This window comes from Falsirhodobacter halotolerans (assembly GCF_022899245.1).
GTDB lineage: Bacteria > Pseudomonadota > Alphaproteobacteria > Rhodobacterales > Rhodobacteraceae > Falsirhodobacter > Falsirhodobacter halotolerans.
Genome location: NZ_JALJAZ010000001.1, coordinates 675,611 through 700,103, shown reverse-complemented (window position 1 = coordinate 700,103; position 24,493 = coordinate 675,611). Strand labels below are relative to the sequence as shown.

The following is a 24,493-nucleotide window of genomic DNA, read 5'->3' as shown; positions in this document are numbered from 1 at the left end:
CATCTATCCCCAATCCCCCCGCGCCCGAATGGCGGTGGACGAATCCCCGCTCATCGGCAAATCGGCAAAGGCCCAGGCGGGCACATTCGCCCCCACCAACGCCCGGGCACCCACCTGCGCCCCGGCAAAACTTCGCGCCGCGGGCCCCGCGCGTCCCCGCACTCCCCAGCCGGGCCGCGCCAGAACCCCGACCCGCACATGGGTCATGATCCAACGCCAATCATCCCAACGATGCAACTGCGCCAGATTGTCCGCCCCCATCAACCACACGAAGGTCACCCCCGGATAGCGTCGCATCAGCGCGCGCAGCGTGTCGGCCGTGTGCCGCGTGCCCAGCCGCGCCTCAAGGTCCGTCACCTCCACGCGCGGGTCGTCCATCACGCACCGCGCATGGGCCAACCGTTCGGGCATGGGACGCGGTCCCCGCGCCTTCAGCGGGTTGCCGGGCGACACCAGCCACCACACCCGATCCAGCCCGAACCGCCGTATCGCCTGCCGCGTGATATGCACATGCCCCGCATGGGCGGGATCGAACGATCCCCCCAGAAGCCCGATCACCATGCCCCGTGTCGCGATTGGCCAGCCCTGCACGTCACCCCCCGGAATGTGCGGACCTCTGCAAACCACCCCTTCATTGCCCTTGTCCAGCGATATCGCTACAAGGGCCCCAAAATCCCTTAACCGACGGAGCATCCCCGTGGCCTCGTATCAATACGTCTATCACATGGATGGCGTCTCCAAGACCTATCCCGGCGGCAAGAAAGTGTTCGAGAACATCCGCCTGAACTTCCTGCCCGGCGTCAAGATCGGCGTCGTCGGCGTCAACGGCGCCGGTAAATCGACGCTGCTGAAGGTCATGGCCGGCCTCGACAAGGACTTCCAGGGCGAAGCCTGGGCCGCCAAGGACGCCCGCGTGGGCTACCTGCCGCAGGAACCGCAGCTCGACGAATCCCTCGACGTGCGCGGCAACGTCATGGAAGGCGTGGCCGGCAAACGCGCGATCCTGGAACGTTACAACGAACTCGCCATGAACTACTCGGACGAAACCGCCGAGGAGATGGCCACCCTTCAGGACCAGATCGACGCCCAGAACCTGTGGGAACTGGACAACACCGTCGACATCGCGATGGAGGCCCTGCGCTGCCCGCCCGATGACGCCGACGTCTCCACCCTGTCGGGCGGGGAACGCCGCCGCGTCGCCCTGTGCAAGCTGCTTCTGGAAGAGCCGGACATGCTGCTTCTGGACGAACCGACCAACCACCTTGACGCCGAAACGATCGCCTGGCTGCAAAAGCACCTGATCGAATACAAGGGCACCATCCTGACGGTCACCCACGACCGCTACTTCCTCGACGACATCACCTCGTGGATCCTGGAACTGGAACGCGGCCGCGGCCTGCCGCACGAAGGCAACTACTCCTCCTGGCTGGAGGCGAAGGCCAAACGGCTGGAGCAGGAGGCCCGCGAGGACAAGTCCAAGCAGAAAGTGCTGGAAAAGGAACTCGAATGGATCCGCGCCGGGGCAAAGGCACGTCAGGCGAAGTCCAAGGCCCGTATCTCGGCCTACAACAAGATGGCCGACGAATCCGTCAAGGAACTGGTCGGCCGCGCCCAGATCGTCATCCCCCACGGCCCGCGCCTTGGCAACAAGGTGATCGAGGTCGAGGGCATGTCCAAGGCAATGGGCGACAAGCAACTGATCGAGAACCTCTCGTTCACCCTGCCGCCGGGCGGCATCATCGGCGTGATCGGCCCGAACGGCGCGGGCAAATCCACCCTGTTCAAGATGCTGGTGGGGCAGGAACAGCCCGATACCGGCACCGTCTCGCTGGGTGACACGGTCAAGCTGGCCTTCGTGGACCAGTCGCGCGACAGCCTGAACCCCGAAGCCAATGTCTGGGAGGAAATTTCCGGCGGGGCCGAGATCATCGAACTGGGCGATGCGCAGATCAACAGCCGCAACTATGTCGGCTCGTTCAACTTCAAGGGCACCGACCAGCAGAAGAAGGTGGGCCTGCTGTCGGGCGGGGAACGCAACCGCGTCCATCTGGCAAAGCTCTTGAAATCGGGCGGCAACGTCCTGCTGCTGGACGAACCGACCAACGATCTGGACGTGGAAACGCTGCAGGCGCTGGAAGCCGCGATCGAGAATTTCGCCGGCTGCGCGGTCATCATCAGCCACGACCGCTTCTTCCTCGACCGTCTGTGCACGCACATCCTCGCCTTCGAAGGCGATGCCCATGTCGAATTCTTCGAAGGCAACTTCGAGGATTACGAGAAGGACAAGATCCGCCGCCTCGGTCCCGACGCGGCCAACCCCAAGCGTGTGAAGCACAAGAAGTTCACCCGCTGATACCGGCGGGGGCGGACATTTCGCCCCCTTGCCCGCGCGGATCACGCGGCCCTTGCGTGAATCACTTTTTATGCTACGATTCTTTCCGCGACGTTATTCTTTATCGATCTGTCCTTCACGGCCACAGCGACTCGATCTTGCTCTGACTTAGCCACGCCGTCGCATCCTGCGGACGGTCAAGATCAGGAGAACTCACGATGGCCAAAGGCACCGTGAAATGGTTCAACACCACCAAAGGCTACGGCTTCATCGCGCCGGAAGGCTCGAACAAGGACGTGTTCGTCCACATCACCGCCCTGGAACGTGCGGGCATCCGCTCGCTGGCCGATGGTCAGGCCGTGACGTTCGAAATCCAGTCCGGCCGTGACGGCCGCGAATCCGCGATCGACATCCAAGTCGATTGATTTCGGTCAGATCGAAGCGACAAAGGGCGGCCCTCGGGTCGCCCTTTTCCTTTGCCCCCGTCCGTGACAGACAGGGCCCGCAAGACAGGAGGCCCGCATGACCCGCCCGAACATCCTCATCCTGATGGTCGATCAGTTGAACGGAACCTTCTTTCCCGACGGGCCCGCCCCATTCCTGCATGCACCCAACCTGAAACGTCTGGCCGAACGCTCGGTCCGGTTCACCCAAACCTACACGGGCTCGCCGCTCTGCGCCCCGGCCCGCGCCAGCTTCATGTCGGGCCAATTGCCCTCGCGCACCCGCGTCTATGACAACGCGGCGGAATTTCAGTCCGACATTCCCACCTATGCCCACCACCTGCGCCGTGCGGGCTATCAGACCAGCCTCTCGGGCAAGATGCATTTCGTCGGCCCCGACCAGATGCACGGGTTAGAGGAACGGCTGACCACCGACATCTACCCCGCCGATTTCGGCTGGACCCCGGATTACCGCAAACCGGGCGAACGGATCGACTGGTGGTATCACAATCTCGGCTCCGTCACCGGCGCGGGCGTGGCCGAAATCACCAACCAATACGAATATGACGACGACGTGGCCCATCAGGCGACGCAGAAGCTCTATGACCTGTCGCGCGGGGCCGATGATCGCCCCTGGTGCCTCACGGTCAGCTTCACCCACCCCCATGACCCCTATGTCGCCCGGCGCAAATACTGGGATCTGTATGAGGGCTGCGCGGAAACCGAACCGCCCGCCGCCCTCTCCTATGACGACATGGACCCGCATTCCCAACGCCTGTGGGATGCCTGCGACTCCGATGCCACGCCCCTGACGGATGACATGATCCGACGCGCCCGCCGCGGCTATTTCGCCAACATCTCCTATGTCGACGACAAGATCGGTGAGATTCTGACGGTGCTGGAGGCGACGCGGCAGGACGCGATCATCCTTTTCACCTCGGATCACGGCGACATGCTGGGCGACCGGGGCCTGTGGTTCAAGATGAACTTCTTCGAAGGCTCCGCCCGCGTTCCCCTGATGATCGCCGCCCCCGGCGTGGCGGCGGGGCGCATCGACACCCCCGTCTCCACCATCGACGTGACGCCCACGCTCTGCGATCTGGCGGGCATCTCGATGGAGGGGGTGATGCCCTGGACCGACGGGACCAGCCTGCGCCCGGTCGCCTCGGGCATCCCGCGCGATCCCGTCCCGATGGAATACGCGGCCGAAGGCAGCATCGCCCCGCTGGTGGCCCTGCGCGAGGGACCGTGGAAATACATCCGCTGCGCCGCCGATCCCGACCAGCTCTACAACCTCGACACCGACCCGGAGGAGCGGGACAACCTCGCCCCCGCCAATCCCCCCGCCCTCGCCCGCCTGCGCGCGCTGGCCGACACCCGCTGGAACCTGTCGCAGTTCGACGCGCAGGTCCGCGAAAGCCAGGCCCGCCGCTGGATAGTCTATGAGGCGCTGCGTCAGGGCGGATACTACCCTTGGGACTATCAGCCCCTGAAAAAGGCGTCCGAACGCTACATGCGCAATCACATGGACCTGAACATCCTGGAGGAATCGAAGCGCTTCCCGCGCGGCGAATGACCGCCGCGCTCAGTCCTTGCGCGGCGTGCCGTAGGTCTGAAGCAGCTTTCCCTGCCCCATGAAGAACGCAAACAGCGCAATGGTCAGACCGAAGGTCTTGAAACTGACCCAGACCTCGGTCGAGAACATGCGCCACACCACCTCGTTCGCCAGCGCCAACGCAAAGAAGAACGCGCACAGCCGCTTGGTCAGGATCATCCACCCCTCGTGGCGCATCGGAATCGCTTCCTCCAGCACCAGCCGCAACCAGCTTTGCCCGCGCAGCAGGCCGATGCCTAGAAGGCCCCCGAACAGCAGATAGATCAGCGTGGGCTTGATCTTGAAGAACCGCTCATCGTTCAGCCAGACCGACAGGCCGCCGAACACCACCGCCATGACCACCGTCGCGATCTGCATCTTCGACAGCTTGCGGGTCAGCGCCCACAGGATCGCGGTGGTGATCACCAGCACCGGAATGAACGCCGCCGTCACGACGATGAACCCGTTGTAATCGGTCCCGCCAAAGGTGAAGACCCGATCCTTCATCAGGACATAGCCCACGAAGAAGGCAACGATCGGGCCCATTTCCAGAGTCATCTTCAGGGCGGGGTGTATCTTGCGTTCGCTCATAATCCGTCTTTATCCCATCTGGACCAGGATTGCCCCTGCGGCAATCCCGCCCATCAGCGCCACGCGCGCCGGTGTCGATCTTTCGCCCAGAATCAGCCATCCGATCAAGGCCGCAAACAGGGTGGAGGTTTCCCGCAGGGCCGACACCTCCGCAACCTTGCCGATACGCGTGCCCAGCATGATGCCGCCAAAGCTGACGATCCCCAAAATCCCGCCGATGGCCCCCCGCGACAACAGGGTCCGCATCCATGCGATCCCCCGTTCCCGCACGATCATATAGGTCGGAAAATCGACCGAGGTGAAGACGAACAGCCATAAAATAAACGCGAACGGATCCTGCCACAGCCGGATCCCCCACGCGTCATAGGTAGTATAGACGGCCACCGTCATCCCCGTGACCACCGCCCAGCCCAAGGCCGCGATCAGGGCGGGCCGGTTCAGCGGCGCCGCGTCCAGGTTCATCTTCGCCAGCCACAGGATCGACCCAGACAGAACCGCCACACCCAGCCATTGAACCGGCGCGTAATGTTCCGCCAGAAAGATCGCGGCGAACACCAGCGTCGCCAACGGCCCCGTGCCCCGCACCACCGGATAGACGACGGTATAAGCGCCCCGCTCATAGGCCATCGCCATGAAGAACTTATAGAAGAAGTGGATGCCCGACGCACCCAGCAGGATCAGCCACTCGCCCCCCTGCGGCCACGGAAACACGAACAGCGCCAGCGGCAGGGTATAGGCCAGAAGCCACAGGTCGATGCCCGCCCGACTGACCCAGGGATCGTGCCGCCCTTTCTGGATCGCGCCGAAACTGGCATGGGCCATGGCCGATGTCAGCGCCAATCCCATCGCGACATGCCCGCCAAGGGGTGTGCCGGCGATGGAATCGAGCCATTCGATCACGTCGTCTCAAGCCCCACGAGCGCGCGGGCGAAATCCTGCGGATCGAAGGGGGCCAGATCGTCTATCTGCTCTCCCACGCCGATCGCATGGATGGGCAGGCCGAACTTGTCGGCCAGCGCGACCAGAACGCCGCCGCGGGCGGTCCCGTCCAGCTTGGTCATCACAAGGCCCGACACATCGGCCAGCTTGCGGAACGCCTCGACCTGCGTCACCGCGTTCTGGCCCGTGGTCGCGTCCAGCACCAACAGCGTGTTGTGCGGCGCAGAGGGGTCCTTCTTGCGGATCACGCGGACGATCTTCGACAACTCCTCCATCAGGTCGGCGCGGTTCTGAAGACGGCCCGCCGTGTCGATCATCAGAAGGTCCGCCCCCTCCGCCTCGGCCCGCACCATCGCGTCATAGGCAAGGCTGGCCGGATCTGACCCCTCGGGCGCGGTCATGACCGGCACGCCCGCGCGCTGGCCCCAGATCTGCAACTGCTCCACCGCCGCCGCGCGGAACGTGTCGCCCGCCGCGATCACCACCGTCTTTCCGGCGGCGCGGAACTGGCTGGCAAGCTTGCCGATGGTCGTGGTCTTCCCCGCGCCGTTCACGCCCACCACCAGCACCACCTGCGGGCGTTTGGCGGCCAGCGGCATGGGGCGGGCGACGGGGTCCATGATCCGGGCGATCTCGGCGGCCAGCGCCTCGCGAATCTCGGTCGTGCCGACGCGGCGCCCGAACCGCCCCTCGGCGATGTTGGCGGCCACGCGAAGCGAGGTGTCGACCCCCATATCGGCGGCGATCAGAACCTCCTCCAGTCCCTCCAGCATCGCGTCGTCGAACACGCGCTTGGGCTCTTCGCCCAGAAGCCGGCCCAGAAGCCCCGGCTTTTCCGGCGGCGCGTCGGGGGGCTGGGGCGCATCCTCGACGATGGCCTCGATGCCTTCGCCCAGCTTGTCCGAGGAGCGCGTCATCCGCTCGCGGAGTTTACGGAAGAAGGATGCCATCGCTGCCTCGTGCCTTTGGATTGCTTTCAGGTAGAGAGTTCGGCGCGCAGGCGCAACGCCCCGTCAAAACAACTCGCCCTGCGACGGCTTGGGCGCGCGTGTCTTTTTCGGGACGCGCCCCGACAGGGTCAGCCGCCCGTCGTGAAATTCCGCCTCCAGCACGGCGGCCTTTTCGGCGGCGGCTTTCGACGTCACCACCTGCCCGTCGCCGCGAATCACGGCATAGCCACGGGCAAGGGTCTGGTGATGACCCAGCGTCACGCGCAGACGGTCCACCGCCTCCAGCCGGTCCGACAATCCCCGCAGGCGCGCCGTGGCCGACGCATCCAGCTGCGCGCCGACACCGGCCAGCCGCTCCCGCCCCCGAACGACATCGCGCGCGGCCTCGGCCATCGCCCGCGCCCGCGCCGGGGCCAGACGGGCGGCAAGGCCCGCCAGCCGCTCGGCCGCGCGTTCGTGCCGCAGGTCCATCCGGCCCTCCAGCGCACGGGCGCGGTCCGCAAGTTGCTCCCGCCCGCGCGCGGTCAGATCGGCCAGCAGGCGGGGCCGCAGATGCACCGCCAGTTCCGTCAGCCGCGCCCGCCGGTTGGACACGCCCACGCCCAAGGCCCCGTCCAGCTTCTCGGCCCAGCTGTCGAAACGCTGCACCGCCACCTGCATCAGGCTTTCGGGGCGCGGCAGCGCGCGGGCCAGATCGCGCAGGCGCTGGTCCCTGTGGGCGAAGGTGTTGGCGATGCACCGCGACAGCGCCGCCCCCCGCTGGTCCACCGCCGCCAGCAGATCGGCCCGCACCGGCACCGCCATTTCGGCCGCCGCCGTCGGCGTGGGCGCGCGACGGTCGGCGGCAAAATCAATGAGCGTGGTGTCCGTCTCGTGCCCGACGGCGGAAATCAGCGGGATGCGCGAGTCTGCCGCAGCCCGCACCACGATCTCTTCGTTGAAGCCCCAGAGATCCTCCAGCGAGCCGCCCCCCCGCGCCACGATCAGAAGATCGGGCTTCGGCATCCCGGCGGGCAGGTCGTTGAACCCGCGAATCGCAGCCGCAACCTCCGGCGCGCAGCGTTCCCCCTGCACGGCCACGGGCCAGATCAGCACATGGCGCGGAAAACGGTCGGCCAAGCGGTGCAGGATGTCGCGGATCACCGCGCCCGAGGGCGAGGTCACGACGCCGATCACTTCCGGCAGCCACGGCAGCGGCCGCTTCCGCGCTTCGTCGAACAGCCCCTCGGCAGCCAGCGCCTTGCGGCGCTTCTCCAGCATGGCCATCAGCGCACCGGCCCCGGCGGGGCGGATATCCTCGACGATCAGCTGGTATTTCGACTGCCCCGGAAAGGTCGTCATCCGCCCGGTGGCAATGACCTCCATCCCCTCCTCGGGGCGCACGGCCAGCTTGCCTGCCTGCCCCTTCCACGTGATCGCGGCAATGACCGAGCGGTCGTCCTTCAGGTCGTAATAGAGATGCCCCGAGGCGGGCCGCGACACGCGCCCGATCTCGCCGCGCACGCGCACCTGACCGAACTCCCCCTCGATCACGCGCTTCACCGCGCCCGACAGTTCCGAAACGGTGAAATCGTGGGCGTTGTCGTCGGGGGTCTCGAACAGGTCCATGCCAGCCTTCTTGCGGTTTATCGGACGGAACCCTAGAACGCGGGGGCGGAAAGGCCAAGCGGGGGCGGCGATGAACATTCTTATTCTGGGCAGCGGCGGGCGCGAACATGCGCTGGCTTGGGCAGTGAAGCAGAACCCCAAATGCGACCGGCTGATCGTGGCGCCGGGCAATGCGGGCATCGCGCAGATCGCCGAATGCGCCGCGCTCGATATCATGGACGGCGCGGCGGTGGCCGAGTTCTGCGGCGAAAACAGCATCGATTTCGTCATCGTCGGGCCCGAAGCGCCGCTGGCCGCCGGTGTGGCCGACGCCACGCGGGCCGCGGGCATCCTGACTTTCGGCCCCTCGGCCGCCGCCGCGCGGATCGAGGCGTCGAAGGCCTTCACCAAGGAACTCTGCGACGCGGTGAACGCCCCCACCGCCGGATATGCCCGCTTCACCAGCGCCGACCCCGCCCGCGCCTATGTCCGCGACCAGGGCGCCCCCATCGTCATCAAGGCCGACGGCCTGGCAGCGGGCAAGGGCGTGGTGGTCGCCATGACCGAGGCCGAGGCGCTGGACGCCCTCGACGACATGTTCGGCGGCACCTTCGGCGAGGCCGGTGCCGAGGTGGTGATTGAAGAGTTCATGGAGGGCGAGGAAGCCTCATTCTTTGTTCTGTCCGACGGCACCGACATCCTGCCCATCGGCACGGCGCAGGACCACAAGCGCGCCTTCGACGGCGACGCGGGCCCCAACACCGGCGGCATGGGCGCCTATTCGCCCGCCCCGGTCCTGACCGACGCGATCGCACAGGACGTTCTGGACAGGATCGTGGCCCCTTGCGTGGCCGAACTGGCCCGGCGCGGCACCCCGTATCAGGGGGTGATCTTCGTGGGGCTGATGATCAAGGACGGCGCGGCGCGGCTCGTGGAATTCAACGCCCGCTTCGGCGATCCCGAATGCCAGACGCTGATGATGCGCCTTGGCGCGCAGGCGCTCGACCTGCTTCTGGCCTGCGCCGAGGGGCGTCTGGCGGGCACGCCCGTCACATGGGCCGACGATCACGCGCTGACGGTGGTGATGGCCGCCGACGGCTATCCCGGATCCTATGCCAAGGGGACGGTCATCCGCGGGCTGGACGGCCTGCCCGAGTCCAGCCGCCAGATGGTGTTCCACGCGGGCACCGCCACGCGCGACGGCCAGACCGTCGCCACCGGCGGGCGGGTTCTGGCCGTGACCGCGCGCGGCGCGACGCTGGCCGACGCTCAGGCCGAGGCCTACCGCATGGTGGACGCCATCGACTGGCCGGACGGCTTTTGCCGCCGCGACATCGGCTGGCGCGCGCTCTGAACTTGCCCTCCCCTTGCGGGACCGCTAAGGGGGGCGCGTTATGTCCGGCAGCGGGGGGGACCATGCCACTTCTCGTCATGAAATTCGGCGGCACATCCGTGGCCGATCTGGCGCGCATCAAGAACGCCGCCGAAAAGGTTCGCCGCGAGGTTGAGCGCGGCTATGACGTCATCGTCATCGTCAGCGCGATGTCGGGCAAGACGAACGAACTTGTGGGCTGGGTCGAACAAACCTCGCCGTTGTTCGATGCGCGCGAATACGACGCGGTCGTCGCCTCGGGCGAAAACATCACCGCCGGCCTGATGGCGCTGACCTTGCAGGAAATGGACGTGCCCGCACGGTCCTGGCAGGGCTGGCAGGTGCCGATCAACACCACCTCGGCCCATTCCTCGGCCCGGTTTCTCGACATTCCGCGCACCAACATCGAGGCGAAATTCGCCGAAGGCTTCAAGGTCGCGGTCGTGGCGGGGTTTCAGGGCGTCAGCCCCGAAGGCCGCATCACCACGCTGGGCCGGGGCGGGTCGGACACCACCGCCGTCGCCTTCGCCGCCGCCTTCGATGCCGAACGCTGCGACATCTATACCGACGTGGACGGCATCTATACCACCGACCCGCGCATCACGTCCAAGGCGAAAAAGCTGGACCGCATCGCGTTCGAGGAGATGCTGGAACTGGCCTCCCTCGGGGCCAAGGTCCTGCAGACCCGCTCGGTCGAACTCGCCATGCGTTACAACGTGCGCCTGCGGGTTCTGTCCAGCTTTGAAGATACCGACGAAAACTCCGGCACGCTTGTCTGCGCAGAGGATGATATCATGGAATCGAAAGTCGTCTCCGGCGTCGCCTATTCCCGCGACGAGGCGAAGATCACCCTGTTCACGATCGAGGACCGGCCCGGCGTCGCCTCGGCCATCTTCGGCCCCTTGGCCGATGCGGGCATCAACGTGGACATGATCGTCCAGAACATTTCCGAAAAGGATTACGACGACGATCACCCCGGCGCGGTCACCGACATGACCTTTTCCTGCCCCATCAACCAGGTGGCGCGCGCGAAAAAGGCGATTGAGGATGCGGGCGCCCAAGGCCTGATCAAATACGACGAACTGATCATCGACGAGGATGTGGCCAAGGTGTCCGTCGTGGGCATCGGCATGCGCTCGCACGCGGGTGTCGCGGCCAAGATGTTCCGGGCGCTGTCGAATGACGGGGTGAACATCAAGGTCATCTCCACGTCCGAAATCAAGATTTCGGTTCTGATCGACCGGAAATATATGGAACTTGCGGTTCAGGCGCTTCATGATGCGTTTGAACTGGAAAAGGCCTGACCGGCCCTGAGGGGGCACATGCCGGAACGCAGCGACAGCGACAGCCGCAGACTTCTGCGGCGTCTGCGCGACAGCCTCGCCCTGCCCGGCCAAGGGCAGGACCGGCTGGACCGCATCACGCACCTGATCGCGGATTCCATGCGGTCCGAGGTCTGTTCGATCTATCTGTTCCGCGATCCCCAGACGTTGGAACTCTGTTCGACCGAAGGGCTGAACCCCGAATCCGTCCACAAGACCCGCCTGAAACTGGGCGAAGGGCTGGTCGGACAGGTCGCGCGTCTGGGCAAACCCTTCAACACCGACAATGCCCCCGCCGCCAAGGGTTTCCGCTATATGCCCGAAACGGGCGAGGAGGCGTATTGCGCCTTTCTGGGCGTGCCGATCCAGCGGGTCGGCGAACGGCTGGGCGTGCTGGTGGTGCAATCGAAGACCTCGCGCATCTATGCCGAGGATGAGGTGGACGCGCTGGAGGTAGTCGCCATGGTTCTGGCCGAAATGGCCGAGCTGGGCGCGTTCAACGGCGATGACACGATGGCCAACATCCACACCCATCCGGTCCTGTTCCGGGGGGGCGCAGGTCAGGAAGGCGCGGCCGAGGGCCATGTCTGGCTGCACGAACCCCGCGTCGTGGTCACCAACCCCGTGGCCGACGACCCGCTGACGGAAATCGAACGCATCCGCGACGCGGTCGCCCATCTGCGCGTTTCGGTGGACGATCTGCTGTCCGCTGCCGCACTGGACAAGGAACAGCGCCAGGTCCTCGAGGCCTATCGCATGTTCGCCCATTCGCGCGGCTGGCTGCGCCGGATGGAGGAGGACATCGCCCGCGGCCTGTCCGCCGAAGCGGCGGTGCAGAAGGAACAATCCATGGCCCGCGCCCGGATGGAAGCGGTGCCCGACGCCTATCTGCGCGACCGGCTGCACGATCTGGATGATCTGGCCAACCGCCTGCTGCGCATCCTGACCGGCCAGGGCCGCGACACGGGCGCCGACATGCCGGCCGATCCCATCCTGATCGCGCGCAACATTGGGCCGGCGGAACTTCTGGATTACGGGCGCAAGCTGCGCGGCATCGTGCTGGAAGAAGGGTCCGTCGGATCCCACGCTGCCGTGGTCGCCCGCGCGCTGGCGATCCCGCTGGTGATCCACGCCGACCGCATCACGACCGAGGCGCTGAACGGCGACCCGATCATGGTCGACGGCGATCAGGGCGTCGTGCACCTGCGCCCCGAGGAAACGGTCGCCCGCGCCTTCCGCGACAAGATCGCCATGCAGGCGCAGGCGCAGGAACGCTACACCTCCATCCGCGAATTGCCCGCGCGGTCGCGCTGCGGCACGGTGACGGCGCTGCACATGAATGCGGGGCTGATGGCCGACCTGCCTTCGCTGGAACATTCGGGGGCCGAACGTGTGGGCCTGTTCCGCACCGAACTGCAGTTCCTGACCCGCAACAAGATGCCCAAGCGCGAGGAGCTGGCCGCGATCTATTCCCGCGTCCTGGATGCGGCCAAGGGACGCGGCGTAACCTTCCGCACGCTGGATATCGGGTCGGACAAGGTCCTGCCCTACATGAAACCGCAGGATGAACCCAACCCCGCCATGGGGTGGCGCGCGATCCGCGTGGGCTTGGACAAGCCGGGCGTGCTGCGGATGCAGGTGCAGGCGCTGATCCGCGCGCATCAGGGGCGGCCCATGTCGGTGATGTTCCCCTTCATCGCCGAAGGGGCCGAGTTCCACGAGGCACGCGCCATCTTCATGGCGCAGGTGGAACGCGAACGCAGCCTTGGCCATGTCGTGCCGGACGATATCCGCATCGGCGCGATGCTGGAAACGCCCGCTCTGGCCTTCGCGCCGGAAAGCTTCTTTCGCGCGGTGGACTTCATTTCCATCGGCGGGAACGATCTGAAGCAGTTCTTCTTCGCCGCCGACCGCGAGAATGAACGCGTGCGGCGGCGGTATGACACGCTCAGCACCGCGTTTCTGGATTTCATCCGCCGCATCGTCGAACGGTGCGACGCCTCGGACACCCACCTGTCCTTTTGTGGCGAGGATGCGGGCCGCCCGATCGAGGCGATGTGCTTTGCCGCACTTGGCCTGCGCACCCTGTCGATGCGCCCCGCCTCCATCGGGCCGGTCAAGACCTTGTTACGACGCGTGGACCTGTCGGAGTTGCGCGATCTGATCGAGGCCGCCATGCTGCACGGCGATTCCGTGCGCCAGCCGGTCATCGAATGGCTGGCCACACAAGCTGCCGACTGATCGGCGCCGCCCCGCCCGCCCCCGGCCCCGCGTCGGTTGACCCTTGACCTTGCCGACGCGAGTCCCGAAACAGCACCCATGGCCAGCGCAATTCTCTCCATCGACCTTGACGCCATCGCCGCCAACTGGCGCGCGCTGGATCGCATGTCCCCCCGTGGCACCCAGACGGGGGCCGTGGTCAAGGCGGACGCCTACGGCCTTGGTGCCGGAAAAATCGCCCGCACGCTGGCCCAGGCCGGCGCCCGCCGCTTTTTCGTCGCCATGGCCCAGGAGGCGGAGGCCGTGCGCCGCGCCCTTGGCCCCGGCCCGCAGATCAACGTCTTTTCCGGCCACATGGCGGGCGACACGGACCTGATCCGCGATCTGGCGCTGACGCCGATGCTGAATTCGGTCGAACAGATCATGCGCCATGCCGAGGCGTTGCCCGGCCATCCCTTCGGCATCCAGCTTGATACCGGCATGAACCGTCTGGGGCTGGAGATGCCCGAATGGCAGGCCGTGGGACAGATGGTGCTGGATTTGGGGCCGGAACTGATCATGTCGCATCTGGCCTGCGCGGACGACCCCGACCACCCGATGAACGAGGCGCAACTGGCCGAGTTTCACGCGATGACCGAGGGCGCGGGCATCCCGCGCTCGTTGGCCGCGACGGGCGGGATCCTTTTGGGCGAACAATACCATTTCGAACTGACCCGCCCCGGCATCGGCCTTTATGGCGCGCGGCCATTCGACGGCGGCACCAATCCGCTGCGCCTGTCCCTGCCCGTGGTGCAGGTGCGCGAGGTGCGGGAAGGAGAGGTCGTCGGCTATTCCGGGACATGGCAGGCCGAGGGGCCCGCCCTCATCGCCACGGTGGCCGCGGGCTATGCCGATGGGCTGCCCCGCGCCCTGTCCGGCAACGCGACCCTGTGGCATGGCGATACCCCCTGCCCGCTGGTCGGGCGCGTGTCCATGGACCTGATCACCGTCGATGTCTCCCATCTTGAGGAGGTGCCGGAGGCCCTCGACATCCTCGGCCCCCATCAGACCGCCGACGCGCTGGCCGATGCGGCGGGCACCATCGGTTATGAAATCATGACCTCGCTTGGGTCCCGCTATCGTCGCGACTATATCGGAGAGGGTGCATGATCCTGACCGCCCCGCTGGCCGCCCTTGGCCGTCCCGTCCTGTCGCTTCTGGCCAGCATCGGGCGCATCACGATCTTTGCGGCGCAGGTCGTCAGCCATATCCTTCGCCCCCCCTTCTATCCGCGCGAATTCTTTGCGGCGGTGATGAATATCGGCTGGTTCAGCCTGCCGGTCGTGGGCATGACCGCGCTCTTCACCGGCGGGGCGCTGGCGCTCCAGATCTATGCCGGCGGTGCCCGCTATGGGGCGGAGGCGGCGGTGCCGTCCATCACCGCGATCGGCATGGTGCGCGAACTGGGTCCGGTTCTGGGCGGGCTGATGGTGGCCGCGCGGGTCGCCTCCTCCATCGCGGCCGAGATCGGGACCATGAAGGTCACCGAACAGATCGACGCGCTGACCACGCTGTCCACCAATCCGATGAAATATCTGGCCGTGCCCCGCGTCGTGGCCGCCGTCCTGGTGCTTCCGGTCCTTGTGGCCGTGGGCGACGCCATCGGCATCGCGGGCGGCTGGCTTGTGGGGGTCAACCGGCTGGACTTCAATTCGGCCACCTATATCAACAATACGGTCAACTTCCTGCAATTCTGGGATGTGGCCTCCGGTCTGGTGAAGGGGGCGGTGTTCGGCTTCATCATCGCGCTGATGGGGGTCTATCACGGCATGAACTCGGGCCGGGGCGCGCAGGGCGTGGGGGCCGCGACGAAATCCGCCGTGGTCGCGGCCTCGGTCCTGATCCTTGCGGCCAATTATCTGCTGACGGAAGTGTTCTTCGCCTCATGATCGAACTTCGGGACGTGCATAAGACCTTCGGGTCGAACCGGGTGCTGCAGGGCGTGAACCTGACCGTGCCCAAGGGGACCAGCACCGTCATCATCGGCGGGTCGGGCACCGGAAAATCGGTGCTGCTGAAATCCATCCTTGGCCTTGTCACGCCCGACAGGGGCACGATCACCGTGGATGGACAGGACGTGACGCAAGGCGACCGCGACGCCTTCCTTGCCCGCTTCGGGATGCTGTTCCAAGGCGGCGCGCTGTTTGATTCGCTGCGCGTGTGGGAAAACGTGGCCTTCCGCCTGCGGCAGGGTGCCACGAAACGTCCCAAGGACGAAGCCCGCGCCATTGCCATCGAAAAACTGCGCCGCGTGGGCCTGAAGGAACACGTGGCCGACCAGTTCCCGGCCGAGCTGTCGGGCGGGATGCAAAAGCGCGTCAGCCTGGCCCGCGCCATCGCGGCCGAGCCGGAGATCATCTTCTTCGACGAACCGACGACCGGTCTTGATCCCATCATGTCGGGCGTCATCAACGACCTGATCCGCGAGATCGTGACCGAGATGGGCGCGACCGCGATGACCATCACCCATGACATGACCTCCGTCCGCGCCATCGCCGACGATGTGGCGATGCTGCATGGCGGCATCGTGCGTTGGGCGGGCCCCATCGCCGATCTGGACGCCACCGACGATCCTTACGTCCAGCAGTTCATCCATGGCCGGGCCGAGGGGCCGATCGAAAGCGTGCGCTGATGGCCAAGGCCGCCGCCTTCACCTGCACGGCCTGCGGGGCCGCGCATTCCAAATGGGCCGGACGCTGCGACGCCTGCGGCGCGTGGAACACCATCGTCGAGGAAGCGCCCCTGTCCTCCGGCCCCAAGAAGGCGCTGGGGGCGGCGCGCGGCAAAGGCATCCTCCTGACCGATCTTGCGACCGAGGAGGCCCCGCCCCCCCGCGCCGCCTCGGGCATGGAGGAGCTGGACCGGGTCCTGGGCGGCGGTCTGGTGCCCGCCTCGGCCATTCTGGTGGGCGGCGATCCGGGGATCGGCAAATCGACCCTTCTGCTGCAGGCCACAGCCAGCTTTGCCCGGTCGGGGCTGAAATGCCTCTATATCTCGGGCGAGGAATCTTCGGCCCAGGTGCGGATGCGCGCGCAGCGGCTGGGTCTGGCGCAGGCCCCCGTGGCCCTTGGCGCGGAAACCAACCTGCGTGAAATCCTGACGACGCTGGACCGCGAACGCCCCGCGCTGGCGGTGATCGATTCGATCCAGACCATGTGGCTTGACAACATCGACAGCGCGCCGGGATCGGTCAGTCAGGTGCGCGCCGCCGCGCATGAACTGGTGACCTTCGCCAAATCGCGCGGCGTCGCGATCATCATCGTGGGCCACGTGACCAAGGAAGGCGCCATCGCCGGCCCCCGCGTGGTGGAGCACATGGTCGATACGGTCCTTTATTTCGAAGGGGAACGCGGCCACCAGTTCCGCATCCTGCGCGCGGTGAAGAACCGGTTCGGCCCGGCGGATGAAATCGGGGTGTTCGAGATGACGGGCGACGGCCTGGCGCAGGTCGCCAACCCCTCGGCCCTGTTCCTGTCCGAACGCGACAAGCCCGCCCCCGGCTCGGCGGTGTTTGCGGGGATCGAAGGGACGCGGCCCGTGCTGACCGAGATTCAGGCCCTCGTCGCCCCCTCCCCCCTCGGCACGCCCCGCCGCACGGTGGTGGGGCTGGATTCGGGGCGGCTGTCCACCATTCTGGCCGTGCTGGAGGCGCGCTGCGCCATTCCCTTCGCGGGTCTGGACGTGTTCCTGAACGTGGCGGGGGGGATGCGCGTCAATGAACCCGCCGCCGATCTGGCCGTCGCCGCCGCCCTTTTGTCGGCCCGCGAAGATGTGGCAATTCCGCCCGATATGGTGCTTTTCGGCGAAATCAGCCTGTCCGGGGCGCTTCGGCCCGTGGGACAGACGGAAAACAGGTTGAAAGAAGCCTCGAAACTTGGTTTCACACGGGCGATTGCGCCCAGCCGGTCCAAGCTCGGATCGGTGGAGGGGATGGAGGTGCGGCAGATGTCCGACCTCACCGCCTTCGTGGGGGACGTGTTCGGCGCCGGTTGAGGAGAGATCTATGGACGGCTTTACCCTTATCGACGCCGTCGTGGCGGTCGTCATCATCCTGTCCGCCATTCTGGCCTATGCCCGCGGCCTCGTGCGCGAGGTGATGGCCATCCTCGGCTGGATCGCCGCCGCCGTTCTGGCGTTTGCCTTCGCCAGCGCGGTTGAGCCGCTGATCCGCCAGATCCCCGTCGTGGGCGATTTCCTGGGCGACAGCTGCGAATTGTCGATGATCGTGGCGTTCCTTGCGATCTTCGCGCTGGCGCTGGTCATCATCTCGCTCTTCACGCCGCTTTTGTCCTCGTCCTTGCAGGGCACGGCAGTGGGCACGGTGGACCAGTCGCTGGGCTTCATCTTCGGCGCGGCGCGGGGCATCGTGCTCGTCGCGGTGGCCTTCATCGTCTATGACAGCGTGCTGGGCGCGCAGACCATCGCGATGGTGGACAACTCCCGCTCCGCCCATGTCTTCGCCACGTTCCAGTCGCGCATTTCCGAAGGTATGCCGGAAGACGCGCCGGGCTGGATCACCGCCCGCTATGAGGAGCTGGTGGCGAAATGCGGCGTGCCGGTCCAGCCGGTCGCCCCCGTCGTGGCCCCGACCCCGGCGACGTGATCGCTTTTCCTGTATCAGGAGGGTGACAGCCGCCGCGTTACCGACTATGTGAGGGGCAATTCCACGGATTCGGAGCGCGACCATGCGACCCTTCCTTTCGCACCCCTTCGACGATGACAAGTTGAAGGAAGAATGCGGCGTTTTCGGTGTCATCGGCGTGGCCGACGCGGCGAACTTCGTGGCCCTCGGGCTGCACGCGCTGCAACATCGCGGGCAGGAAGCCGCGGGCATCGTGACGCATCATCCCGAACACGGGTTCAACTCGGCCCGCCGCTTCGGCTATGTCCGCGACAACTTCACCAGCGCCGACGTGATGGAAACCCTGCCCGGCGAGTTGGGCATCGGCCATGTGCGGTATTCCACGGCCGGATCGAAGGGCGCGACCGCGATTCGCGACGTGCAGCCCTTCTTCGGCGAATTTTCGATGGGCGGCGCGGCCATTGCGCATAACGGCAATCTGACCAATGCCGCGCAACTGCGCCGCGAACTGATCGAGCGTGGGTCGATCTTCCAATCCTCCTCGGACAGCGAATGCATCATCCACCTGATGGCGCGGTCGATCCAACGCACCGTGCCCGAACGGATGAAGGACGCGCTGCGCCGGGTTGAGGGCGCGTTCTCCGTCATCGCCATGACCCGGACCAAACTGATCGGCGTGCGCGATCCCCTGGGCGTGCGCCCGCTGGTTCTGGGCCGCATCGGCGAAGGCTATGCCCTGTCGTCGGAAACCTGCGGTCTGGACATCATCGGCGCGGAATTCATCCGCGAGGTCGATCCGGGCGAGATGGTGGTGATCGAGGATGGACAGATCGCCTCCTCCCGCCCCTTCGGCCCTGCAAAATCGCGGTTCTGCATTTTCGAGCAGGTCTATTTCTCGCGCCCCGACTCGATCCTCGGCGGTCGCTCGGTCTATGAAACCCGCCGCCAGATTGGCGTGGAACTGGCGCGCGAGGCACCGGTGGAGGCCGATCTCGTCTGTCCCGTTCCCGACAGCGGCACGCCCGCGGCCATCGGCTTCAGCCAGGAATCGGGCATTCCCTATGCGATGGGGATCATCCGCAACCAATATATGGGCCGGACCTTCATCGAGCCGACCGAATCCATCCGCAACATGGGCGTCCGGCTGAAGCTGAACGTGAACCGCGCGCTGATCCGCGGCAAACGCATCATCCTTGTGGACGACTCGGTCGTGCGCGGCACTACCAGCCGCAAGATCAAGGACATGATCCTGGATGCCGGCGCGGCGGAGGTGCATTTCCGCATCGCCTCCCCCCCCACCGCCTGGCCGTGTTTTTACGGCGTGGACACGCCCGAACGCTCCAAGCTCCTTGCCGCCACAATGTCGGAAGACGAGATGCGCGACTGGATCGGCGTCGATTCGCTGCGCTTCATCTCTCTTGACGGGCTTTATCGCGCGGCGGGTGAAGCGGCGGGCCGCGATCCGAAATCGCCGAAGTTCTGCGACGCCTGCTTCTCGGGGGAATATCCCATCGTGCCTTCGGACAAACTGGCCGAAGGGTTCGAGATGAAGCAGGCCGCCGAATAGGCCCCGCCCGACAAGAATGACGGAGGTGCCGGTGAGCGCGACGTTCCAAGCCTGCGACGATGCGATCGCCTTTCGCGACGCCCTTGGCCGCTTTGCAACGGGGGTGACGCTGGTCACCACCGCCACGCCGCAGGGGCCGGTGGGCATGATCGCAAACAGCTTCGCCTCCGTGTCGCTCGACCCGCCCTTGGTCTTGTGGTCGCCCGCCCGCTCCTCCTCGCGCTTTTCCCTGTTCGAGACGGCGCGGCATTTCGTGATCCATGTCCTGTCCCAGGATCAGACCGACATCTCCATGGCCTTCGGGCGCGGCGGCCCCGGCTTCGACGATGTCGAACACAGCCTTGGCGATCACGGCGCGCCCCTGATCGACCGGGCGCTGGCGCGGTTCGAATGCGACACCCATGCCACCCATGACGGCGGCGACCATCTGATCATGGTGGGCCGCGTGGGCCGCGTCACCACGGCGGACGGCGCGCCGATGGTCTTTCACGGGGGCCGCTTTGCGCGGTTGACCGAATGAGGGGGGCGCTGATTCTCGCCCTCGCGCTGGCCGCCTGCGGCCCGCGGCCCGATATCGGCCCCCTGCCCGCCGATGACGGCCCCGCCCCGACCCTGCTGCCGCAGGCGCAGATCGACGCGCGGATCGGCGACAATCTGACCGACGTGCAGACGCAGACCGATCTGGACGCGCGCGGGGCGGCCCTGCGCGCCCGGGCCGCCGCCTTGCGCTAAAGGCTGGTCAGTCTGCGCGCAAAAGGCTAACAGACCTTCGGCTACCATCGGAGGATTCATGCCCGCTCCCCTGCGTATCGGACTTGCCGGCCTTGGAACGGTCGGCGTCGGTGTCATCAAGATCGTTCAGCAACATGCCGAGATGATCGCCATGCGGGCGGGCCGTCCGATTACGATCACCGCCGTCTCGGCGCGCGATGCGACGCGCGACCGCGGCGTCGATCTGTCGGGCCTTGCCTGGGAACAGTATCCCGTGGCGCTGGCCCGGCGCGACGACGTGGACGTGTTCGTCGAGGTGATGGGCGGCCACGAAGGTGCCGCCCATGACGCCACCGTGGCGGCGCTGGCCGCCGGCAAGGATGTCGTGACCGCCAACAAGGCGCTTCTGGCCCATTCCGGCCACACCTTGGCCGAACAGGCAGAGGCCGCAGGCCGCACCATCCGGTTCGAGGCGGCGGTGGCGGGCGGCATCCCGATCATCAAATCCCTGACCGAGGCGCTGGCCGGCAACAAGGTCCGCCGCGTGATGGGCGTGATGAACGGCACCTGCAACTATATCCTGACGCGGATGGAGGATGCGGGCCTGCCCTATGAGATGGTGTTCGAAGAGGCCCGCGCTTTGGGCTATCTGGAGGCCGATCCGAATCTGGACGTCGGGGGCATCGACGCCGCCCACAAGCTGAGCCTTCTGTCCTCCATCGCCTTCGGCACCCGCGTGGCCTTCGACGGGGTGGAGATGGAGGGGATCGGCGCGATCTCCATCGACGACATCCGGCGAGCGGGCGACATGGGATACCGCATCAAGCTTCTGGGCGTGGCGCAGATGACCGGGCGCGGCCTGGAACAGCGGATGACGCCCTGCCTCGTGCCCTGCGACAGCCCGCTGGGCCAATTGGCGGGCGGCACCAACATGGTGGTGGTCGAGGGCGATTCGGTCGGTCAGATCGTTTTGCGCGGCGCGGGCGCGGGTCAGGGTCCGACCGCCAGCGCCGTGATGGGCGACGTGATCGATCTGGCGCGCGGCATCCGCACGCCGGTCTTCGGCATTCCCGCCGACCGGCTGGAAAGCGCGGTTCCCGCGCGTTCGGCGGCACCTGCGGCATGGTATCTGCGGATGCGCCTGCTGGACCGCCCCGGCGCTTTGGCGAAAATCGCCACCAAGCTGGGCGATGCGGGCATTTCCATCAACCGGATGCGCCAATACAGCCATGCCGACGGCGACGCCCCCGTGCTGATCGTGACGCACAAGGCCACGCGCGACGACATTCAGGTGGCGCTGGACAGCTTCCGTCAGACCGGCGTTCTGGTGGGCGACCCCGTCGCCTTGCGCATCGAAGAGGTGTGAGCGCTACCTGCGCTTGCCCCCGCCCCCCGTGCGCCCTACCAATAGGGCGAACGTAAAAACGAGGGGCAGGATGGCCAACGCAGAACAATTCCAGGACCGCATGCTTTCGCTCGGTCTGGCTCGGGTGTCGGAGGCGGCGGCGCTCGCCTCCCACGCGTTGATCGGTCGCGGCGATGAAAAGGCCGCCGATCAGGCCGCCGTCAACGCCATGCGGGACCAGTTGAACCTGCTGGACATCGCGGGTGTCGTCGTCATCGGCGAAGGCGAGCGGGACGAAGCCCCGATGCTGTTCATCGGCGAAGAGGTCGGCACCGGAAACGGCCCGGCGGTGGACATCGCGCTCGATCCGCTGGAAGGCACGACCCTGACCGCCAAGGACATGCCGAACGCGCTGACGGTGATCGCGATGGCCCCGCGCGGCACGCTGCTGCACGCGCCCGACGTCTATATGGAAAAGCTGGCGATCGGGCCGGGCTATGCCCCCGACACCGTCACGATGGCCATGTCCCCCGCCGAACGTGTGCGCGCACTGGCACGCGCCAAGGGCGGTGCGGATTCCGACATCACCGTCTGCATTCTGGAACGGGACCGCCACGCCGACCTGATTGCCGAAGTCCGCTCCACCGGCGCGGCGATCCGTCTGATCACCGATGGCGATGTGGCGGGGGTCATGCATTGCGCGACGCCGGGCACGGGGATCGACATGTATATGGGCTCGGGTGGCGCGCCGGAGGGGGTTCTGGCGGCCTCTGCCCTGAAATGCATGGGCGGTCAGATCTATGGCAAGCTTCTGTTCCGCAACGACGATGAAATCGGTCGCGCCCGCAAGGCGGGGATCGAGGATCTGGACCGCGTCTATACCAAGGACGAATTGGTGACGGGCGACGTTATCTTCGCCGCGACCGGCGTGACGGACGGCAACCTTGTCGCCGGTATCAAGCGCGAGATCGGCTGGGTCACCACGGAAACCGTCCTGATGCGTTCGCGCACCGGATCGGTTCGGCGGATGAGCTATCGCACCCCGATCAAATCCATCTGATCCCGAACGCCCCGCCCGCAAGGACGGGGCGTTTTTCCTGTTCCTGCGTCCGCAAACGCGGTAACAGACCGCCCATGACATCCCCCGCTTTCCTGAACGTCGAACGCTCGATCACCGGACGCCGCTGGGTCGGCCCCACCGCCGAGGAGGAGCGTCTGGCCGACGCCCTTGGCCAATCCACCCGCCTGCCCACCGCCCTGTGCCGCGTGTTGGTCAAACGCGGCGTGACGGCGGACACCTCGGCCTCATACCTTGCGCCCGCGCTGCGCGACCTTCTGCCCGATCCGATGACCCTGCGCGACATGGGCCCCGCGACGGATCGTTTCCTGACGGCCGTTCACGGGCGCGAACGCATCGCGGTCTTTGCCGATTACGATGTAGATGGCGGCACCTCCGCCGCCCTGCTGCTGGTGTGGCTGCGCGCCATGGGGCGTCAGGCAACGCTCTATATCCCCGACCGGATCGACGAGGGCTATGGCCCGAACGTGCCCGCGATGCAGGAATTGGGGGCCCGGCACGACCTGATCATCTGCGTCGATTGCGGCACCCTCAGCCATGAACCGATCGCGGCGGCGGGCACGGATGTCATCGTGCTGGACCACCACCTGGGGGCCGAAACCCTGCCCCCCGCCGTGGCCGTCGTGAACCCCAACCGGCAGGACGAGGATGGGGCGCTGGCGCATCTGTGTGCCGCCTCGGTCGTGTTCCTGATGCTGGTGGAGGCCAATCGCCGCCTGCGGGGCGACGGGATCACCGGACCGGACCTGATGGGGATGCTCGATCTGGTCGCGCTGGCGACGGTGGCCGATGTGGCCCCGCTGATCGGGGTGAACCGCGCGCTGGTCCGACAGGGGCTGAAGGTCATGGCCCGCCGCGACCGCGTGGGCCTGACCGCGCTGGCCGACGTGGCGCGGATGCGCGAGGCGCCGAACACCTATGCCCTCGGGTTTCTGCTTGGCCCCCGCGTCAATGCGGGAGGGCGGATCGGGCAGGCCGATCTGGGCGCGCGCCTTCTGGCGACGGACGACCCGCGCGAGGCGGCGGCGCTGGCCGCGCGGCTGGACGAATTGAACACCGCCCGCCGCGACATCGAAAGCCAGGTCCGGGCCGAGGCGATGGCCCAGGCCGAGGCCCGCGGCCTTGACGCGCCCTTGGTCTGGGCGGCGGGGGATGGCTGGCATCCGGGTGTGGTGGGCATCGTCGCCTCGCGCATGAAAGAGGCGACGAACCGCCCCGCCATCGTCATCGGGCTGGACAAGGGGATCGGCAAAGGTTCGGGCCGGTCGGTGGCGGGCGTCGATCTGGGGGCCGCGATCCATCGGCTGGCCGAGGAAGGGTTGCTGCTGAAGGGCGGCGGGCACAAGATGGCCGCCGGCCTGACCGTGGCCGAAGAGAAGCTGCCCGAGGCGATGGCCCGTCTGGCCGATCTTCTGGCGCGGCAGGGCGCGGGCACCGCCGGGCCGTCCGATCTGCGGATCGACGGTCTGCTCATGCCCCAGGCCTGCACCCCCGAACTGATCGAACAGATCGAGACGGCGGGCCCGTTCGGCGCCTCTTCCCCCGCGCCGCGTTTTGCCTTCGCCGCGCAGGTCCTTTCCACCCGCCGGATTGGTGAGACGCATCTGAAGGCCACCTTCGGCGGGCTTGGCGGCCCGCAGGTGGAGGCGATGGCCTTCGGCGCCTTCGACGGCCCCCTCGGCCCCGCACTGGAAGGCGGCGGCACGCGGCGGTTCCATCTGGCCGGACGGCTGGAGCTGAATACATGGGGCGGGCGCACCAAGGTTCAGATGCGTCTGGAAGATGCCGCACCCGAAGCGTGATTTTTCCTCTTGCACGGGG

22 protein-coding genes are annotated in these 24,493 nt (G+C 66.7%); 17 read left to right on the top strand and 5 right to left on the bottom strand.

What is annotated here, in order from left to right; translation table 11 throughout:
• Positions 1-3: 3 nt before the first annotated feature.
• Entirely contained in the window at positions 4-561 is a 558-nt protein-coding gene (locus MU449_RS03770) for a nicotinate-nucleotide adenylyltransferase (protein WP_244738961.1), read from the bottom strand.
• A 136-nt stretch (positions 562-697) separates the two neighbouring features.
• Between MU449_RS03770 and ettA the strand changes: the two genes are divergently transcribed.
• The 3 genes from ettA to betC all read left to right on the top strand — a co-directional run bounded on the left by ettA (position 698) and on the right by betC (position 4,351).
• The gene (ettA, locus tag MU449_RS03765; protein WP_244736673.1) at positions 698-2,353 is read left to right on the top strand and encodes an energy-dependent translational throttle protein EttA; all 1,656 of its coding nucleotides are present in this window, start codon (positions 698-700) and stop codon (positions 2,351-2,353) included.
• 197 nt (positions 2,354-2,550) lie between these two features.
• Positions 2,551-2,757, top strand: coding sequence for a cold-shock protein (locus MU449_RS03760; RefSeq protein WP_244736672.1), 207 nt, complete (start codon positions 2,551-2,553; stop codon positions 2,755-2,757).
• Positions 2,758-2,854: 97 nt separating this feature from the next.
• Complete coding sequence (gene betC / locus MU449_RS03755; protein ID WP_244736671.1) at positions 2,855-4,351, top strand: choline-sulfatase; 1,497 nt, start codon at positions 2,855-2,857, stop codon at positions 4,349-4,351.
• A gap of 9 nt (positions 4,352-4,360) precedes the next feature.
• Here the strand turns inward: betC and MU449_RS03750 are convergent, their stop codons facing one another.
• The 4 genes from MU449_RS03750 to xseA all read right to left on the bottom strand — a co-directional run bounded on the left by MU449_RS03750 (position 4,361) and on the right by xseA (position 8,457).
• Positions 4,361-4,960, bottom strand: a complete 600-nt coding sequence (locus tag MU449_RS03750) for an inner membrane-spanning protein YciB (RefSeq protein WP_244736670.1) — start codon at positions 4,958-4,960, stop codon at positions 4,361-4,363.
• 9 nt (positions 4,961-4,969) lie between these two features.
• Positions 4,970-5,860: a DMT family transporter gene (locus MU449_RS03745; RefSeq protein WP_244736669.1), complete on the bottom strand. Its 891-nt coding sequence runs from the start codon at positions 5,858-5,860 to the stop codon at positions 4,970-4,972.
• Positions 5,857-6,849 carry a signal recognition particle-docking protein FtsY gene (ftsY, locus tag MU449_RS03740; RefSeq protein WP_244736668.1) on the bottom strand — a complete coding sequence of 331 codons (993 nt, stop codon included), beginning with the start codon at positions 6,847-6,849 and terminating at the stop codon, positions 5,857-5,859. Before ftsY ends, MU449_RS03745 begins: the two co-directional genes overlap by 4 nt.
• A 63-nt stretch (positions 6,850-6,912) precedes the next feature.
• Positions 6,913-8,457 carry an exodeoxyribonuclease VII large subunit gene (xseA, locus tag MU449_RS03735; RefSeq protein ID WP_244736667.1) on the bottom strand — a complete coding sequence of 515 codons (1,545 nt, stop codon included), beginning with the start codon at positions 8,455-8,457 and terminating at the stop codon, positions 6,913-6,915.
• A 70-nt stretch (positions 8,458-8,527) separates the two neighbouring features.
• On the opposite strand from xseA, the gene purD reads away from it, so the two are divergent.
• From purD to recJ, 14 genes are all read left to right on the top strand, one after another.
• Entirely contained in the window at positions 8,528-9,790 is a 1,263-nt protein-coding gene (purD, locus tag MU449_RS03730) for a phosphoribosylamine--glycine ligase (RefSeq protein WP_244736666.1), read from the top strand.
• Positions 9,791-9,852: 62 nt separating this feature from the next.
• Positions 9,853-11,112 (top strand): aspartate kinase, encoded by a 1,260-nt coding sequence (locus MU449_RS03725; RefSeq protein ID WP_244736665.1) that lies wholly within the window; start codon positions 9,853-9,855, stop codon positions 11,110-11,112.
• 18 nt (positions 11,113-11,130) lie between these two features.
• Complete coding sequence (ptsP, locus tag MU449_RS03720; RefSeq protein WP_244736664.1) at positions 11,131-13,371, top strand: phosphoenolpyruvate--protein phosphotransferase; 2,241 nt, start codon at positions 11,131-11,133, stop codon at positions 13,369-13,371.
• A gap of 78 nt (positions 13,372-13,449) precedes the next feature.
• Positions 13,450-14,499 (top strand): alanine racemase, encoded by a 1,050-nt coding sequence (alr, locus tag MU449_RS03715; protein WP_244736663.1) that lies wholly within the window; start codon positions 13,450-13,452, stop codon positions 14,497-14,499.
• Positions 14,496-15,278, top strand: coding sequence for an MlaE family ABC transporter permease (locus MU449_RS03710; RefSeq protein ID WP_244736662.1), 783 nt, complete (start codon positions 14,496-14,498; stop codon positions 15,276-15,278). Before alr ends, MU449_RS03710 begins: the two co-directional genes overlap by 4 nt.
• Positions 15,275-16,021, top strand: coding sequence for an ABC transporter ATP-binding protein (locus MU449_RS03705; RefSeq protein ID WP_244736661.1), 747 nt, complete (start codon positions 15,275-15,277; stop codon positions 16,019-16,021). Before MU449_RS03710 ends, MU449_RS03705 begins: the two co-directional genes overlap by 4 nt.
• On the top strand, positions 16,021-17,382 hold the full coding sequence (gene radA / locus MU449_RS03700) for a DNA repair protein RadA (protein ID WP_244736660.1): 1,362 nt from the start codon (positions 16,021-16,023) through the stop codon (positions 17,380-17,382). Before MU449_RS03705 ends, radA begins: the two co-directional genes overlap by 1 nt.
• Positions 17,383-17,392: 10 nt before the next feature.
• Complete coding sequence (locus MU449_RS03695) at positions 17,393-17,992, top strand: CvpA family protein (protein ID WP_244736659.1); 600 nt, start codon at positions 17,393-17,395, stop codon at positions 17,990-17,992.
• Between the two features lie 82 nt (positions 17,993-18,074).
• Positions 18,075-19,538, top strand: a complete 1,464-nt coding sequence (gene purF, locus MU449_RS03690; protein WP_244736658.1) for an amidophosphoribosyltransferase — start codon at positions 18,075-18,077, stop codon at positions 19,536-19,538.
• Positions 19,539-19,554: 16 nt separating this feature from the next.
• On the top strand, positions 19,555-20,058 hold the full coding sequence (locus MU449_RS03685; RefSeq protein WP_244736657.1) for a flavin reductase family protein: 504 nt from the start codon (positions 19,555-19,557) through the stop codon (positions 20,056-20,058).
• Positions 20,055-20,270, top strand: a complete 216-nt coding sequence (locus MU449_RS03680) for a hypothetical protein (protein WP_244736656.1) — start codon at positions 20,055-20,057, stop codon at positions 20,268-20,270. The genes MU449_RS03685 and MU449_RS03680 overlap by 4 nt, the downstream gene beginning before the upstream one ends.
• 58 nt (positions 20,271-20,328) lie before the next feature.
• Complete coding sequence (locus MU449_RS03675; RefSeq protein WP_244736655.1) at positions 20,329-21,615, top strand: homoserine dehydrogenase; 1,287 nt, start codon at positions 20,329-20,331, stop codon at positions 21,613-21,615.
• Positions 21,616-21,685: 70 nt separating this feature from the next.
• Entirely contained in the window at positions 21,686-22,654 is a 969-nt protein-coding gene (glpX, locus tag MU449_RS03670; RefSeq protein ID WP_244736654.1) for a class II fructose-bisphosphatase, read from the top strand.
• Between the two features lie 74 nt (positions 22,655-22,728).
• Positions 22,729-24,474 carry a single-stranded-DNA-specific exonuclease RecJ gene (gene recJ, locus MU449_RS03665; protein ID WP_244736653.1) on the top strand — a complete coding sequence of 582 codons (1,746 nt, stop codon included), beginning with the start codon at positions 22,729-22,731 and terminating at the stop codon, positions 24,472-24,474.
• Positions 24,475-24,493 lie beyond the last annotated feature (19 nt).

Bases quoted from the DNA above. Each gene is read 5' to 3' on its own strand.
- MU449_RS03710 (WP_244736662.1), top strand. From the start codon at position 14,496: ATGATCCTGACCGCCCCGCTGGCCGCCCTTGGCCGTCCCGTCCTGTCG.
- MU449_RS03695 (WP_244736659.1), top strand. From the start codon at position 17,393: ATGGACGGCTTTACCCTTATCGACGCCGTCGTGGCGGTCGTCATCATC.
- radA (WP_244736660.1), top strand. From the start codon at position 16,021: ATGGCCAAGGCCGCCGCCTTCACCTGCACGGCCTGCGGGGCCGCGCAT.
- MU449_RS03770 (WP_244738961.1), bottom strand. From the start codon at position 561: ATGGTGATCGGGCTTCTGGGGGGATCGTTCGATCCCGCCCATGCGGGG.
- MU449_RS03685 (WP_244736657.1), top strand. From the start codon at position 19,555: ATGACGGAGGTGCCGGTGAGCGCGACGTTCCAAGCCTGCGACGATGCG.
- purD (WP_244736666.1), top strand. From the start codon at position 8,528: ATGAACATTCTTATTCTGGGCAGCGGCGGGCGCGAACATGCGCTGGCT.
- MU449_RS03675 (WP_244736655.1), top strand. From the start codon at position 20,329: ATGCCCGCTCCCCTGCGTATCGGACTTGCCGGCCTTGGAACGGTCGGC.
- purF (WP_244736658.1), top strand. From the start codon at position 18,075: ATGCGACCCTTCCTTTCGCACCCCTTCGACGATGACAAGTTGAAGGAA.
- xseA (WP_244736667.1), bottom strand. From the start codon at position 8,457: ATGGACCTGTTCGAGACCCCCGACGACAACGCCCACGATTTCACCGTT.
- MU449_RS03725 (WP_244736665.1), top strand. From the start codon at position 9,853: ATGCCACTTCTCGTCATGAAATTCGGCGGCACATCCGTGGCCGATCTG.
- MU449_RS03705 (WP_244736661.1), top strand. From the start codon at position 15,275: ATGATCGAACTTCGGGACGTGCATAAGACCTTCGGGTCGAACCGGGTG.
- alr (WP_244736663.1), top strand. From the start codon at position 13,450: ATGGCCAGCGCAATTCTCTCCATCGACCTTGACGCCATCGCCGCCAAC.
- recJ (WP_244736653.1), top strand. From the start codon at position 22,729: ATGACATCCCCCGCTTTCCTGAACGTCGAACGCTCGATCACCGGACGC.
- glpX (WP_244736654.1), top strand. From the start codon at position 21,686: ATGGCCAACGCAGAACAATTCCAGGACCGCATGCTTTCGCTCGGTCTG.
- MU449_RS03750 (WP_244736670.1), bottom strand. From the start codon at position 4,960: ATGAGCGAACGCAAGATACACCCCGCCCTGAAGATGACTCTGGAAATG.
- betC (WP_244736671.1), top strand. From the start codon at position 2,855: ATGACCCGCCCGAACATCCTCATCCTGATGGTCGATCAGTTGAACGGA.
- ftsY (WP_244736668.1), bottom strand. From the start codon at position 6,849: ATGGCATCCTTCTTCCGTAAACTCCGCGAGCGGATGACGCGCTCCTCG.
- MU449_RS03760 (WP_244736672.1), top strand. From the start codon at position 2,551: ATGGCCAAAGGCACCGTGAAATGGTTCAACACCACCAAAGGCTACGGC.
- ptsP (WP_244736664.1), top strand. From the start codon at position 11,131: ATGCCGGAACGCAGCGACAGCGACAGCCGCAGACTTCTGCGGCGTCTG.
- MU449_RS03680 (WP_244736656.1), top strand. From the start codon at position 20,055: ATGAGGGGGGCGCTGATTCTCGCCCTCGCGCTGGCCGCCTGCGGCCCG.